Below are 16,132 nucleotides of genomic sequence, written 5' to 3'. Positions count from 1 at the left end.
CGGGATGATTGGGATTAATAGGATGGAAAATCTAAATGCAAAATGATATAAGTCTGAAATTTAATATGGCAGATGACGAACTCAAATACTCAGCAATTACAGGCAAGGTGATTGGCTGTGCTATGGAAGTACATACTTTTTTAGGTAATGGATTTCAGGAGGTCATCTACCAAAGATCACTTGCGTATGAGATGGAATTGCAAAAACTTGGTTTTGCAAGGGAATACGAAATGCCGGTTGTGTATAAAGAAAAACAAGTTGGATCAAGACGTGTAGATTTTTTAGTTGAAAATTTAATCTGTGTTGAAATTAAAGCGCTTATACAATTAGAGAAAGTACATATGGCACAAGCGCTTAATTATCTGGAAGCTTATAACCTTGAGGTAGGTCTTTTACTCAACTTTGGAAGCACCAGATTAGAATTTCATCGACTTAGAAATAAAAAGTTTGTGGATGTCAACCATCTCATTCATCCAATTCATCCCAATCATCATGGTTCAGACCACCTCTAAACGAAACAGAACAACAAATGAAAACTAAAATGAAATACCAATTCGTCATAACCTACTTCATTCTCAGCGCACTTACACATTATTCACAGGCACAGCAATGGACAGGCAGCCCGGATGTTAATGGACAGATTGAAAGAACAGGTAATATTAGAACCAATGGCCTCTCGTTTGGGAGCTATGGGACATCGCTAGTTGGCGATTCAGCCCCCTATATGATTAGTTCTCCTCCAAATGGAGAAAATCATGATCTTATGCTTTTTGGAAATAGTACAGCAACCCTTAACCTAAGATTATTTGATGGCGATTTTAAACTTGGTCCTTATACCACTCCAAATGCCATTCTTTATAATTCAGGAAATGCTTTTTTTAATGGTAATGTGGGTATTGGTGTTTCTCAACCAGGTGCAAAGTTAGAAGTCAATGGAAATATTAATGTGGGGAGTCCAAACTCAGTTGTTCTTGGTTATGGTGCTACATTAAATTTTTTAGGAGCTTCATTAAATGGAGATCCTTTATGGATATCACGCTATAATAATAGTGCTAATAAATCAGAGCTGAGATTAAACCTTGGGGATGATTTCGGTCAGCAGGAAGATATGTTTACGATTGGTACTCATCATTGGAATGGGGGAGAGTGGAAGCCCCATTTTTCCGTTCATGCCTCTGGTAAAGTAGGCATCGGTACCACCAACCCCACTCAAAAACTCACTGTCAATGGTACAGTCTACTCCACAGAAGTTAAGGTAGATGTAAATGCAGGCACCGGCCCCGACTACGTCTTCGAACCTACTTACCAATTGCCCTCTCTCATTGAGATAGAAAATTACATAAAAGCCAACAAGCATTTACCAGAAGTACCTTCAGCTAAAGAGATGGAAACGAATGGCATTAATCTGAGTGAGATGAATATGTTGTTGCTGAAGAAGGTGGAGGAGTTGACGTTGCATTTGATAGAGCAACAAAAAGAGATTGAAATGTTAAAAACGAAAATCAAGTAAAATGAAAAACCTCCTCATTAGTTTCATGCTCACAGCTTGTAGTTTTGTTGTGCATGCTCAATGGAATACTTCTGTCACCAACACACTCCATACAAATTCCGGGAATGTTGGAATAGGAGTAGACCCTCCTTTGGAGAAGCTACACATCAATGGAGCAATCAGGGGTAATGCCGGAGGTGGAGCACTTCGAATTAATACACCAACAGGGTATGTTGACATAGGTTCTGCCAATACCGCATGGATGCATTTTAGAACGGATCGTCCTCGATTTTACTTTGATAAGCCCGTTACAGTTTTCGGTGGTATAGGAAGTTATGATCTTAATGATCTCTACCTTCAAACAAATACTTCAACACGAATGACTATAGTTAATAGTACTGGAGATGTGGGCATAAATACAACTGCACCTCAAGGAAAATTTCAAGTCAATACAGAACGACCTGTTATTATAAAAAGTAATGGTGGAAACGGTATTTACGGTAGTGAAATAGGATTTAATGCAGTAGTGAATACTGCAGTAGTGCCAAATCAATTTAGAAAACTTGGGGGTACGTCCCAACAAGGAGGAGCGTCAATAGCTGTTGATCATACAGGTAATATGTTATTTCAAATGTATAATGGAGCAACACTTGATGAATCGATAACTAATTACCTGCCGCAGATAGTTTTTAAGAATGATGGTAAGCTTGGTGTTGGCACAACATCACCAACAGCAAATTTGCAAATAGGTCAATCCACGATGAATGGTTTGATTAGTATGGGAGGCTATGCTCACATTGGAAGCTTAAAATCTTCAGGAGATTTGTTTTTGGGCATGAACGTCCAGGCGAAATATTTAGATGTTTCAGATAACTCAGTGGTAAGAGTCCTTAATAGCAATAATCATGGTTTCTCTACTATTCAAATGAGCTACAATGGTGATGTAACTTTTTATGCAAAGAAAGGAAGCGTTATAGCAAATGAGCAGGCAAATACCAATGGAAATGCAGTCTTGAAAATTGTAGGTTCTGGTAACGTAGGCATCGGCACCACCAACCCCGATGCCAAACTCGCAGTAAAAGGCACTATCCATGCAGAAGAAGTAAAGGTAGACTTACAAGTGCCCGGCCCCGACTACGTCTTCGAACCTACTTACCAATTGCCCTCTCTCATCGAGATAGAAAATTACATAAAGACCAACAAGCATTTACCTGAAGTACCTTCTGCTAAAGAGATGGAAACTAATGGTATTAATTTGAGTGAGATGAATATGCTGTTGCTAAAAAAGGTGGAGGAATTGACGTTGTACATGATTAAGACCAGTAAACAGGTAGAAGAATTGAAAGTAGAAAATAAGGAGCTTAAAAAAAGCATCGAGTTTCTAAATAGAAAAGACTAAAAATATGAGAGTATTAATTGTTTGTATTTCAATCCTAAGTGTTGGCTCGCTTTATGGCCAGGTATTACTAACACCCGGTGGTACGGTAGGCACCAGTCCCGATGGTACAGTGCGTGTTTCCAATACCTCTCTGTTAGCCGCTAGTATTATAGATGACAATGACTCTCCAGATAATGCTGTTCGTTTAGTTTCACATTGGTGGCCCAATAATGACAGTGAACGAGACTTAGGTTCTTCTTCCTTAAAATGGCGTAACCTGTTTCTTTCCTCCAATGCAAATATTTTCGGAAATGTAGGCATAGGCGGCTCAGCCTTGACTAATGCTAAATTGGTGCTAACACATTCAGCAAGCGCACCGTATATGAATGCTTTTCAAATCACAAGTAACAATTTAAATATACATTGGCCTTTAATGATAAGCACGAATGGACTTTCTAACCAGTCAGGTTTTGTCAGTGATGGTGATGGAGATATTTATTTCCTGCTTAGAGATAAAAATGGAAACGCGGATGTACAACTTAATTCAGAGGGAAATAATTTTATTAATGGAGGAAACTTAGGTATTGGAACCGTGGCTCCAGCCTCTAAATTAGAGGTTAATGGAACCATTAGTATGGTTAGAGGAAATAAAATACAATTTTTAGAGACAGTTGGAGGAGCGCCTCGAGCATTCATTGAAAGTGATGCTTCTAACAATTTGAAATTTCATATTGGAGGAGGTGCAGGCACGGATGCAATGAACTTAACCACTGCGGGAAATCTTGGCTTAGGATTAATTAGTCCGTCTGGTAAACTACACATTAATACAGATGCCTGGGTTCCATCACTTCTTGCCTTATCTGATACACATTATGGGCCAAGTATGATTTACCATTTTCAGATTGAATCTGATGGACTTAAAATCAAAAAGGAAAACTCCATTAATTATCTATTTAAAACAAATGGAGATTTTATCGTGAGTAATGGAGCAGTGCACAGTAAAGAAGTTAAGGTTTCACTGACTCCAGGCACCGGCCCCGACTACGTTTTCGAGCCTACTTACCAATTGCCCTCACTCACCGAAATAGAAAACTACATAAAAGCCAACAAGCATTTACCTGAAGTACCATCTGCCAAAGAGATGGAAACCAATGGTATTAATTTGAGTGAGATGAACATGCTGTTGCTGAAGAAGGTGGAGGAGTTGACGTTGTACATCCTTGACCAACATAAAACAATAGAACAGCAGAAAGCCCAAGCAGATGCTCTACAAAGCAGGCTTATAAAAATTGAAAAAGTATTAAATCAATTTGAAAATAAATAAACCAAAAAGTATGAGAGTAATTTTATTCACATCCTTACTTCTGATTACTTGTCTATCTCAAGTACAGGCTCAGAACTATATTCCACCATCTCCTGATGCGTTGGGAATGGCGAAACTGGCAAGTACTGGAGTTAATTTGTACACTGGTAATTCGCATGTAAATTTACCTATTACCCAACTAAGTGGTAGAGAATTGACTGCGTCTGTAAGCTTGAGTTATAATGCCTCAGGGCATAAAGTTCAAGAGGAGTCAGGGTCTGTAGGCTTAGGTTGGTCGTTAAATGCCGGAGGCACGATCACTAGAATGGTAAGGGGACTTCCTGATGAACTCCCTGATGGTTATTGTGGTGTTAATAATCGTGGAGAAATGGCTAACGCAACTACGTTATCAAGTACTTTTAGGGATAATGTAGCATACGGAATTTGGGATGGTGAGCCAGATATTTTTTTCTTCAACTTTATGGGGAGATCAGGAAAGTTTTTTCTGGATGCTGCAGGAATTGTCTACACAGTTCCATATCAAGATATTGTAATTAAACCTGCTATATGCCGATCAGGTAGAGATAGCTGGGAAATAATTGATGAGAATGGTATCAGTTATTTTTTCGGATCATCTGCATCTCATAGAGAGACCAGTACCTATAAAAAGGTATTCCCTGCTGGCAGTCCTTCTACAAATTTTGTTTCGTCCTGGCATTTAAGTAGGGTAGAAAGTCCTAATAAGACAGACTACCTTGACTTTAGTTATACATCTTCTACTGTTAGTTTTATGAATTACTACTATACTAAAGTAGAGGGGGCAGGTAATTGTGCTCCAAATGTTGGCACGATAAAAAACGAAAGTACGCTAGTTACCGTTGCAACAAAATATCCTTATCAGATTACTTCTCCGAGCGGAAGTATCGCATTTCAATGGAGCTCTGAGAGGATTGATTTCCCTGGAGCATTGCGCTTAGAGAGTGTTATTCTTCAGAATAGCAGCTATTCTCAGATTTCAAAAACAAGATTTGAATACAGTTATTTCTATGACCCAACCTGCACTAAAGGTGACTCCGAATGTAAAAGGCTGCGATTAGATAAGGTTTATGATCTTTCCCCAGATCCTATAGCGACTTTCACATATAATCTTGAGACTAATTTACCTTCTAAGGATTCACCTAATATTGATCATTGGGGTTATTACAATTCTAATTCTGTTGACACTTGGTTGCCTAGTTCGTTTCACTACGATTTGATCCTTAACGAAGAAAATCATTCTTTTTCTGGCGCATCAAGACAACCAAGCTTCCCAAAAGGCATGGCCAATATTTTAACCAAAATAGAGTCCCGTGGAGGAGGTTATAAGTTATTCACCTACGAACCACATGATGCAATTCAGTATCCAAATACTTATATAGGTATTGGAGGATTGAGAATAAAATATATTGAATATAATGATGGGATAAATCAATCAATTGTAAAGTCATATCATTATCTAAAAAAGGATAATATTACTACTTCTGGACAGGTATTCTACGTCCCGATCTATTATGCTTACAGAATTGCTTTTGGTGGAACTTTCAAAAGATTTTCTCACTCACTTACTTCTACTTTTGACCTCAATGGATCTCACATAGGTTATTCGAGAGTTATCGAAAAAATTGATGGCCAAGGTTCTAATGTACATACATTTTCAAATTATGAAGATTCTAGTCCTGCTACTATTGATATTTTTGGACCTACTTGGGGAGTGGCTGATTCGTATTCTTGGGAAAGAGGTAATGTTAAAAAGCAAGAGACTTATAACTCTTTGAATAGACTTGTTTCAAGAGTAACTAATAATTACAACTTTACTTTGCCTGTAAAGCGATCTATGAAGGGTGTTAGTACTTCGAGTTATAGTTATGATTGCAATCCTAATGGCGGCAGTAGGTTTAGTCGATATGATATTATTTCCCGTCCCTTTGTAGTTAGTAGCCAGATTTTAGAGCAATTTGACCCGTTAGACACACTTAAAGTTATCAGAATCGTTAATGATTTCGAATATGATCCGACTACGTATCAACTAACTAAAACTGCCAAGTATAATCAGGCTAAACCAACAGAAAAGTTTATAACAAAGAATAAATTTGTTTCCTCTCCAGATTACTATTCAATTTTATCCAACGGACTTGACTGTGAACAAGAACAAAATAATTGTTACGACAATTGTAACTCAATTGCCGACCCTTTTGAGAAATCAGAATGCCAGCTTGGTTGTAATAACGGCTATTATACATGTATTGATTCGCAACCCGTATATTCTACACCCATGGAGTCTTCAATTTTAGAATTGAAGAGAAGACATCAGATAAGCATCCCTATTGAGACGACAACCATTTATCAGAACGGATCAAACTCAAAAGTTCTGGATGCTAATATCATGCTTTTAAAGACAATTCCATCAACGGTTCCTAAAGTTTTCCTTGCTGAGATTTGGTCACTAAAAGAAGGGGTTCAAGAGAGTAACTATGATTATTCAGTAGTTAACTCAAATAGAGAATTCATTTACGACTATACTAAATTTAGTAAAAAAGTTACTTATGATGCGTATGATAATTCAACCGGTAGATTACTTCAAACAACTTCTTCAGATGGAGTAGTGACCAATTACACATGGACACCAGATAGACTCAATGAATTATCGACTTCTATATCTACCCTAGGCCTCACGACTAGAACAACCAATTATGTACATAAGTCGCATGTAGGCCCTACTTCCGTGATTGATGCAAATGGTACTACTATAAAATACGAGTATGATGTATTCAATCGCTTGTCCAAAGTGAAAGACGAGAATAATCACATCATGAAACAGTATCGCTATCATTATCAAAACGAAACACCTGGTTTCAGAATTACTTCGATCAAGGAGTCTAACCCAGGAGATAATGTAATCTATTATGCAACGGATGTAGCTGCTTCAGCAGGAGGGAATCCGCAGCTTGTGTGGGATATGGGTGATGGACGCGTGGTTGATAACAATAGCACACAGGTTTCGCATGCTTATGCTGCTCCTGGTACCTATACAGTGAAGTTGGCGGGTCTAAACCCGGAATATGGACCGGTAACCCGAACACAACAGATAACTGTTTATCCTGTTGTTTCAGGTTCTATCTGTGCTGATGGCCCAATTCAACTTGATCTTTGTGGTGGTGAAGATACTTACTTTGACCATTGCCCGGGTAATCAAAATACCTACCCAAGTTCTCCTGTAACTTTTACTTTTAATGTAACAGGGGGCTGTCCTTCATCATATACTTATGCGTGGAAGTATAAAAAGGTTCAGGATGCCTATTGGTTTTATTCGCCTGAAACTTCAAATCAGTATACGTTGTATGATGTACTTAATGAGGGAACATACATTATAGAATGTGTTGTAACTGATGGCTGTGGCAAAACATACACTGGAAGTTATAATATTATAAGATTTAAAAGCAATCCGCAATGTGGTAGTGGAGGCGTAGGCATTGAAAACTAACTGATAATTAGCAATGAAAAATATACTTAATAAATTTTTGCCACTGTTTGTCCTGATACAACTAAGCTTTACGGCTGTGGCGCAACAGGTTGAGTTAATAACTGAGACAACCCAAAAAACGGCTTACGAAAATAAGAATTACCTGATTGTAAAAAGCCTTACCTTAAAGCCTGGCTTTATTTTTAATGGTACACAAGGTAGTTTCTATGCCAAAGTACACCCGAATGCCACCGTACCCAGTACACCAAGCAATGATCAAAACTTTGTGCGTACGGAGTCCATATTGGTTGAGGGCATGACTAGCGAAGATCAAGTACGATCATTAAATAACCTGGATAAATCAGTGACGTTTACCTATTCGGATGGTGCGGGCAAACCCTTACAAAGCATAAGTGTGGCCAGTAGTCCTTCACTGAATGATGTGATACAACCTGCTTACTACGATGCACTCGGTCGCCCGGAAAGAAGTTATGCACCGTACACGATAGGGGCAACGGGTGGTGCATTTCAAAACAATGCCCTCGCACAGCAGGAGGCTTTCTATAGCAATACCAATGATAAAGTAGCGGATGAATTCACCAGGCCCTATAGCGCTGTTGTTTACGACCCTGCCCCTGGTGTAAGCGAAGTGAAAAATATTGGTGCTGCCTATGCTAATAAATCAACTTTTGCAAGAGTAAGATTGAATGATGCGGGTGTTGTGCGTGAGTGGACCATCAATGCCAATGGCCTGCCTGTTTCCAACAATACTTACGCGGCAGGTATGCTGGCTTATCAGGAAACAGAAGACACGGAAAATTTTAAGACACGATCATACTCCGATTGGCTAGGTAGAACAGTAATGACTGAATCGGAAACTACTGAAAATCGTTGGGCAATAACCTATTATGTCTACAATGAATATGGTAATGTGTTATACGTAATTCCCCCTGCTGCTGCAACAAATTACACACCTGATCAAGCCTATGCCGACCGCTGGTATTTTCAAAATCGCTATGATGACCAGCAACGCAAAATTGCCAGTAAAACCCCGGGGGCAGGCTGGGTATACACCGCATATGATCAATGGGATCGTGTCGTATTGACACAAGATGCCAATCAACGAAGCAAGAGCCCAAGAGAATGGAGTTTTGTAAAATACGATGCCTTTAACAGACCCATTGTTACAGGTATTTATAAAACCAACGAAACCAATGAGGCCAATGTGCGCTCAGCCGTTGCAGCGGCTGCCGGGCGTTATGAAACAACCAATGAAACTGCTGTTGGTTATACGCTTACTTCAACGTTTCCCTCTGCCACAGAGGCCGATCTGTTAAGCATTACCTATTATGACGATTACAGCTTCCTCAACAATAATCAATGGGATCCGCAAAGCAACAATTACAACTTTGTAAATGAAGTGGGTTTTACAGGCACTGCCAGAGATGGTGTCAACGATAAAGTACTGGATTTAGCAACAGGTGGTAAAATCCGTGTGTTGGATTCAGATATAGGATGGCTGAATAGCGTAACATGGTATGATGACGAGTTAAGACCCCTGCAAACAATCGGCAAAAACATTTTTAACAACACAGATCGTTTTACCTCCGAATACGCTAACTGGACGGGCGAGGTATTAAAAACCAAACACGTTCATACCAAAGGTGCAAACTCAACCAGTATTCTGGAACGTTTTGAATACGACCCGACAGGGCGTTTACTGAAGAGCTATCATAAAATTGATAGTCAGCCTGAGGTGTTGCTGACCGCTTTTGAATACAATGAATTAGGCCAGGTTGTAAAAAAAGAACTGCACACTACTTCTCCTCCCGGAGGAGGCCAGGAGGGAGCTCTGCAGGCCATTGATTATCGCTACAACATCCAAGGTAGCCTCACCAATATCAACTACACCAATCCTGAGGCAGGAGATCCTGTAGATTACTTCAGCATGGAGCTGGCTTACTATAACAGCTTAAATACAGGTAACTTCGAAAAATTTGATGGCTCCATTACCGGCATAAAATGGAAGCATGACCTGAGTAATAAGGACAGGGTTTACAACTATACCTACGATAAAAAATCCTTAACACAAGGTGCCTACAAAACTTTAATGGCCTCAGCTGATACTGAAGTAAATGCCTATACAGAAGAAGGGATAAAATACGATCTGAATGGCAACATTAAAGAAATGGATCGGTATGCCTGGAAAACAACCAACGCCCAAAAGATTGACGATTTATCGTACAACTATGGCGCAAGCGAAGGTAACCAGTTAATGAAGGTAGACGAACTGCAAGCCGGAGGAGCAGGAGTTGATGGCTTTACGGATGGCAATACTTCAGGGGATGATTATGTCTATGATGTAAACGGTAACCTGATCGAAGATAAAAACAAAGGCATCACCATTACTTATAACGTACTGGATCTGCCGAAACGTATCACGCTAAGCGACAATTCCTATATACAATATACCTATGATGCGGGTGGAGCCAAGTTGAAAGAAGTGTATTATAATGTGTCACATGAGGAACAATACAGAAGAGAATATGTTGGTGGATTTGTCTACTACGGGGAGGGAAGCAGTGGAAATACAGAGCCGGTGTTGCTTCACCACAGTCAGGGTCGCTTAGTGCCCGCAAGCTTTACTAATCTCATTACCAATACGGCTATAAGAGAGGCCAATACAACTGCTGGTTTTTCAGCGAATGGAAACGTAACCATTACGCAGGAGAACCTGAACAACGAGACCTACATAAAAGTAGTAAGCAACCAAAGCAGCAGTACGCCCGGTGTTTACCCTATAGGAGGAACCATTAGCGTAAAGCCAGGAGAAAGTTATTCACTGAAAGTATTAGGTTACCAAAGCGTAGGCTCCACAGCAGCCTTATATGTTAAAAATGTTAATGGTGGCGATATCCTCTGGCCGGGTGCAACCTTACCGATTGGTTCGGGTGCTGAAACCTTGGCAACTTCAACCTTTACTATACCTGCCGGTGTAACACAAATTGCCGTTGGTGTTTTATGGAATGGCGTAAGCAGCGGGCATACCTTTTACATTAACCGCATTGCCTTGTATAAAACAGATTGGGAGTACCAGTATTTTCTCAACGACCACCTGGGTAGTACGCGTGTAGTGCTACAAACCACACCACATACCTTCACCTATGTGGCCACCATGGAAAGTGCCAACCATGCGCAGGAGAATACGCAATTCTTTAACCTGAGCAGTGTTAATGAAATTCCATCACCCGGCAATGCTACACCTGGTGGCAGCAAAGCTTATTTGATGAATGCGAATAACAAAACCGGGCCAGCGCGCAGCTTCCGTGTGTTGCCAGGCGATGTAATTGATGCGAGTGTAATGGCCTGGTACCCCGGTGGTGGCACCTATGCAAAAAACAGTTTGACTACGATGGGAGCTGCAGTCGCTTCAGTATTGGGTGGAGGAACCACAGTTATTATTGATGGTATCAATGGTTCATACGCGAGCTCAGCTGGTAATCCCAATTTTCTACTTAGCCCTGACCAGGGCAGTGGCAAACCTTCGGCTTTTCTGAATTACATTTTATTTAATGAACACTACCAGCCCATAGAAGCGAAGAGTCAGCCCGTGGGCAATACTGCCAATGCCTTGCATGCCGTAGTGTTGCCGTCTATTAGCATTAAAGAAACGGGCTACCTCTTTATCTACTTAAGTTTCGATAATACAGCAGGCGAAGTGCATTTTGATGAATTAAAGATTACGTATCAAGAAAGCCCTATAGTACAAATCAATGCCTACTACCCCTATGGCATGACAGCCCTGAACTGGACAAGAGATGGCGAGCTGGACAACCGCTACAACTTCCAGGGTAAGGAGTACGAAAACAAAACAGAGTGGCACAACTTCCATGCAAGGCAATATGACGCAACGTTAGGAAGATGGTTTGCAACTGACCCAGCTAATCAATTTTCAAGTCCTTATCTGGCAATGGGAAATAATCCTATTATTGGAATAGATCCTGATGGTCAATGGGTAAATTTCGTAGTTGGTGCAGTTGTAGGTGGAATAGGAGGTTTTGTCACTGGTAAGGCACTAGGTAAATCAGGTTGGGATCTATTCGCATATACGATTGCTGGAGCAGGAATTGGGGCTGCCACTGCTGGTATCGGCACGGCAGTAACAGCGGGCACCACTACAACATTTGGTGCAGCTGGTAGTACCTTGGTGGGAGGAACTGTAGCTGGGTCAATAAATGGAGCCGCAATGGCTGGATTAGGAGGAGGTGATATTGGACAAGGAGCGCTTTATGGTGCCATCGGTGGGCTCGCTGGTTCAACTGCAAGTCTTGCCAACGTACAGGGTGTCGTTCCTGGTGCATTATACGGAGCAGGAACAGGCGGATTAATATCAGGCGGGATTAGCTCATTGAGTGGCGGAAGCTTTGGCGATGGCTTCAGATCAGGTGCTATATCTGGAGGAATTTTAGGTGGTATAGGAGGGGGTATCAATGCTTCTCAATCAAAATATGAAAGGAATATTTTGTTTGGCAATGCCACCAAAGCTGGTAAACAAGCATTTGTTAATGATCTTGTAAGAGGCTTGGATTTAGCCGGAGGAGTTATGTCAGCCACGCTAACGGATGAGTTTAATGGCACTACGACAAATGCACAGACAAGACCTATTATAGATGGGAGAGAGCGGACATTGGAATATGCAATGACAAATAATCCTGAGGGCACCAAGTCAAACATCTATTTAAAATATAGAGGCAGGAGTTTAAGAGCCTTAGCTTCAACTTTCAGGCATGAAATGGTTCATGCGAATGACTATTTTTATGGAGATGTGGGGAATTTTTATAACTCCCAAACGAGCTATTCACCTTGGAAAACAAAGGTATGGGCCGAGATTAGAGGCTACAGAGCAAATATTCAGTTTGGGTACAGAAAATCTATGTACACAACAGAACTTAATAGATACTTGAATGCGTGGCAAACTAGAGTTGGTACCCCGTTTCCTTATTGAATTTTAAAATATGACAAAATCATTTTTAATTTTTTTAGTGCTCACCTTGAAATTTCAAGCTGCATGCTCTCAAATGAATGGTTATTATAAATCCAATGATCCAGGATATTTCCCTACTTATTTGTGCTTAGACACCAAAGATATATCAACCTTTTGTATCATTGAAGTGATGGGAAAACAGCACCCTGATAACATATATTTTGAAAAGGGAAACTACATTTTAAATGGTGATTCGATTTTCTTTAGAATAAATGAAGCGGGTTTTGACTCTGGTTCTCTTATTAAAGTAAATTATATCAAGAAGGGTTTTTTAGAAAATGAAGCAATTTTTCTTCTGAATGAAAAAGGGGAACGTTATTTGAAATTAAAAGGGCGAAAGCGTTTTTCGAGTAATGCATTCTGTAAGGAATGCTTGCCTTAGCCCCCCTAACTGGCGCGGATGTTGTGTGTTGGAATGTGCGCAGTTCATCCGTGCCTACAACTGACTGTATTTGTATGAGAAAAACAAAATATATAGTTCAACATTCGGGGCACGGAAGTAACTTCCGCGCCAGATGGGGAGAGCTTTCTTTAGCCAGCCAAGAACTGGCAATGAAGTACGTAAATTTGCACAACAGATGATGATAATTTATGGAATCAATTGATTTTGGTAATTTTTTTTCAATGGCATTGGGAGATTCAAGAGGCGCTCTGCAGTTCCGAATGTCAGATACTAGGTTTAAACCCGAAGATTTATTTAAGTATAATCAAGTAAATAGCCAGGACGTTATTCTATTGAATCAGGTTAGGGGTAAGAAGAAGTATGATTTCTTAACTTCTGGTTTTGCTTACTTGAATATTGCTTCTTCTAAGTTTTGGAATGTTATTGAAAAACATAACCTTATCGGTATCAGATCCATTGGAGTTTCCAGCCCGGATTTAAATGATTCTGAGTATAGACTTTGTTCTATAGTCGGAAAATGCGGGCCTAAGATCGATTCATTAAGCGTACAGATTGATAGGCCCTTCCCTCTCGACCCCTCAAGGACATATAAGACTTGGGCGGGATTGTATTTCGATCTTAAAAGCTGGGACGGTAGTGATTTCTTCTCACCAGAAGGAACTTATTATACCTTAATCACAAGGAGAGCTAAGGAGGTGTTAATTGAGAATAAGATAACAAATGTATCATTCACTCCTATTACCCAAGTCGAGAATTTTGACCTACTGCTAAGGTAAACACACACACACACACTGGTCGTAGCGTCTCGCTACGACCCTTGAGGTCATTTAGTATTTGGTTTGCCGCATGATTTATGTTATTTAAATTGGTTTTAGGTGAGGGAAAGTAAAGTGAGAAATATTGAAAGTTTTAAATACGAAGCGCGATCAAAATTTAACATGAGGATTCAGGTATTTATATTTTTTCTGCTTGCACACACTGGTCGTAGCGTCTCGCTACGACCCGTGATGTGGTTGCTTAGTATTTAGTTTGTCGCATGATTGATATTATTAAATAGGTTTTAGGTGAGCGAAAGTAAAGTCAGAAATATTGAAAGTTTTAAATACGAAGCGTGATCAAAATTTAATATGAGGATTCAAGTACTTATATTTTTTCTACTTGCTTTTTATCAGGCACATGCACAATCACCTTTAGCTGCGCAGGCGTCTTCTAGTGCTAATAACTTAAACCTTGCTGCAAAAGAAACTGTTGCAGCAGATACTACGCGTTTGCAAAAAGTAAAAACAAAACTGAATAACCATAAATCCAGAACAGATAGTGTTATTAACAGCAAGGATAGTCTGCATGCAGTACAGCAAGTAAGACTGCAAAAAGAAAAAGCAGATTCTATTCGTCAACAGGTGCAAGCGAAAGCAGATAGTGTAGCGCATGCTTTAGATCCTTCTGCATTAATGGATAAAGGTATGGCGCAACTCAAGGATAAATCAGACAGTATCTTCAATGGATTGCTCGGTGCAAAAAAGGATACGCTTCAGCAAAAATTTAATAACGTAAAATCATCAGTGACTGGTGCCACTCAAAAAGTTGGATCATCCATAGCTAAAGTCACTTCACCCTTTCAGGAACAAGGTGCAGCAGTACCTAACATTAATCTGCCGGAGACCGGAGCAGTCAATATGACATCATTACCTTCTGCTAATGGATTAAATGCCGACTTACCACAAGGAACCTTACCTACCGATTTGCCTAAAGCGGACATACCCAATATTGAATTGGATAAGACCAATGAAGTCAAGGCAGGTATATCTGAGAAAATTACAAATGAGAAAGAAAGCATTAAAGAGCTCGGCCAATTTGAAGAACTGAATGAACTGCAGGAGAAAACTGAGGTAATCAGGGATGTTAGCAGTAAAGTAGAATCTGTAAAGAAAGAAGGTGCTGGTAAAGTTGCTGAAGAAGCTATTGCCAATACAGATCAGGTAAAAGCCTTAAGTAAAGAATTATCAGCAGCTGATAAAGCAAAACAGTATTACGATCCGCAGGTAGCCAAAGAAGAAATGCTGAATAAAGCTAAACTGGAAGCGGTTAATCACTTTGCTGGACATGAAAGTGAACTTGTGGCTGTGATGGAGAAACTTTCAGCAGCAAAGGCAAAAATTCCTGACCCTGAAGGAGTAATCGATTTGTTTGCCAAAAGACAAAATACACAACGTGGAAAAAAATGGCACGAACGCTTAACGTACGGAGTCAGCCTACAATTTCAAAAGCCGTCAGCGTTGTGGCTTGATGTAAATCCTTACGTACTTTATAAGTTTTCAGATAAGATTGCTGCAGGTGCAGGTTGGACTACACGCTGGTCATACCACATAAAAGAAAGAGACTGGCGACCGAAAGAAAAAATTTATGGACCCAGAGCATCTTTTGAATGGAAGGCAAAAAAGGATTTTGCTTTCAAAGCCGATATAGAATGTGTCAATGGTGTTTATCCTGCACGCATCATTAACGGTCAATTACGCGAATACGAAAACAGGGTACTCATCTGGTCTTACTTTGCCGGTGTAAAAAAGAGTTTCAAGTTTTCTGAAAAAGTAAAAGGCAATGTTCAGATGATGTACAATGTATACAATCCTGAAAAACATAGTCCCTATGCAGATCGCATTAATGTCCGGATAGGGTTTGAATGGAGTAAGAAGAGTAAACCTGGATTAAAACAATAATTGGTCGAAATTTTAGCGCAGCTTATGTCGAACTATTGATGTTGCGGGATTGAAAGTCACGCACTAAAGACTTGCCAGAATTTTTCAGAAACTAATGTCTTTCAACATACCTCTAATTTATTTTTACACGCAAGTTAGCAGCAGGGATAGTAGCGGAAATCCTTTTTGCAGTCAGCAAGTGCGTGGGGCAAAAAGATTGAAGCGATAGCCCGGCCCGAGGTACGAGGGGCTGCCCTGATCATATCACACGAAAATAAATAGTACACTTGCTTTGGAAGTTCGTCTTGTTAAAGTGATTG

9 protein-coding genes are annotated in these 16,132 nt (G+C 40.0%); all 9 read left to right on the top strand.

Features of this window, described 5'->3' with window-relative positions; translation table 11 throughout:
- Positions 1–35 precede the first annotated feature (35 nt).
- The 9 genes from SanaruYs_RS03335 (at position 36) to SanaruYs_RS03295 (ending at position 15,833) form a co-directional block, all read left to right on the top strand.
- A complete protein-coding gene (locus SanaruYs_RS03335; protein WP_306307917.1) occupies positions 36–512 on the top strand; it encodes a GxxExxY protein in 477 nt (158 codons plus the stop codon).
- Between the two features lie 17 nt (positions 513–529).
- Positions 530–1,510: a hypothetical protein gene (locus tag SanaruYs_RS03330; RefSeq protein WP_148115035.1), complete on the top strand. Its 981-nt coding sequence runs from the start codon at positions 530–532 to the stop codon at positions 1,508–1,510.
- Position 1,511: 1 nt separating this feature from the next.
- Positions 1,512–2,888, top strand: a complete 1,377-nt coding sequence (locus SanaruYs_RS03325; RefSeq protein WP_127121080.1) for a hypothetical protein — start codon at positions 1,512–1,514, stop codon at positions 2,886–2,888.
- A 4-nt stretch (positions 2,889–2,892) separates the two neighbouring features.
- Entirely contained in the window at positions 2,893–4,191 is a 1,299-nt protein-coding gene (locus SanaruYs_RS03320; RefSeq protein ID WP_127121079.1) for a hypothetical protein, read from the top strand.
- Positions 4,192–4,201: 10 nt separating this feature from the next.
- Entirely contained in the window at positions 4,202–7,690 is a 3,489-nt protein-coding gene (locus SanaruYs_RS03315; RefSeq protein WP_127121078.1) for a PKD domain-containing protein, read from the top strand.
- A 13-nt stretch (positions 7,691–7,703) separates the two neighbouring features.
- A complete protein-coding gene (locus SanaruYs_RS03310) occupies positions 7,704–12,674 on the top strand; it encodes a DUF6443 domain-containing protein (RefSeq protein ID WP_127121077.1) in 4,971 nt (1,656 codons plus the stop codon).
- Between the two features lie 10 nt (positions 12,675–12,684).
- Complete coding sequence (locus tag SanaruYs_RS03305; RefSeq protein WP_127121076.1) at positions 12,685–13,095, top strand: hypothetical protein; 411 nt, start codon at positions 12,685–12,687, stop codon at positions 13,093–13,095.
- Positions 13,096–13,304: 209 nt separating this feature from the next.
- The gene (locus SanaruYs_RS03300; protein WP_127121075.1) at positions 13,305–13,892 is read left to right on the top strand and encodes a hypothetical protein; all 588 of its coding nucleotides are present in this window, start codon (positions 13,305–13,307) and stop codon (positions 13,890–13,892) included.
- A 351-nt stretch (positions 13,893–14,243) separates the two neighbouring features.
- Positions 14,244–15,833 (top strand): hypothetical protein, encoded by a 1,590-nt coding sequence (locus SanaruYs_RS03295; protein WP_127121074.1) that lies wholly within the window; start codon positions 14,244–14,246, stop codon positions 15,831–15,833.
- The last annotated feature ends 299 nt before the right edge of the window (positions 15,834–16,132 follow it).

This window comes from Chryseotalea sanaruensis (assembly GCF_003990915.1).
GTDB classification, from domain to species: Bacteria; Bacteroidota; Bacteroidia; order Cytophagales; family Cyclobacteriaceae; genus Chryseotalea; species Chryseotalea sanaruensis.
The sequence above is the reverse complement of the archived record's forward strand: the minus strand, read 5'-3'. Positions and strand labels throughout refer to the sequence as shown.

Coding starts and splice junctions, on each gene's coding strand:
- SanaruYs_RS03325 (WP_127121080.1), top strand. CDS start 1,512: ATGAAAAACCTCCTCATTAGTTTCATGCTCACAGCTTGTAGTTTTGTT.
- SanaruYs_RS03310 (WP_127121077.1), top strand. CDS start 7,704: ATGAAAAATATACTTAATAAATTTTTGCCACTGTTTGTCCTGATACAA.
- SanaruYs_RS03320 (WP_127121079.1), top strand. CDS start 2,893: ATGAGAGTATTAATTGTTTGTATTTCAATCCTAAGTGTTGGCTCGCTT.
- SanaruYs_RS03300 (WP_127121075.1), top strand. CDS start 13,305: ATGGAATCAATTGATTTTGGTAATTTTTTTTCAATGGCATTGGGAGAT.
- SanaruYs_RS03305 (WP_127121076.1), top strand. CDS start 12,685: ATGACAAAATCATTTTTAATTTTTTTAGTGCTCACCTTGAAATTTCAA.
- SanaruYs_RS03315 (WP_127121078.1), top strand. CDS start 4,202: ATGAGAGTAATTTTATTCACATCCTTACTTCTGATTACTTGTCTATCT.
- SanaruYs_RS03330 (WP_148115035.1), top strand. CDS start 530: ATGAAAACTAAAATGAAATACCAATTCGTCATAACCTACTTCATTCTC.
- SanaruYs_RS03335 (WP_306307917.1), top strand. CDS start 36: ATGCAAAATGATATAAGTCTGAAATTTAATATGGCAGATGACGAACTC.
- SanaruYs_RS03295 (WP_127121074.1), top strand. CDS start 14,244: ATGAGGATTCAAGTACTTATATTTTTTCTACTTGCTTTTTATCAGGCA.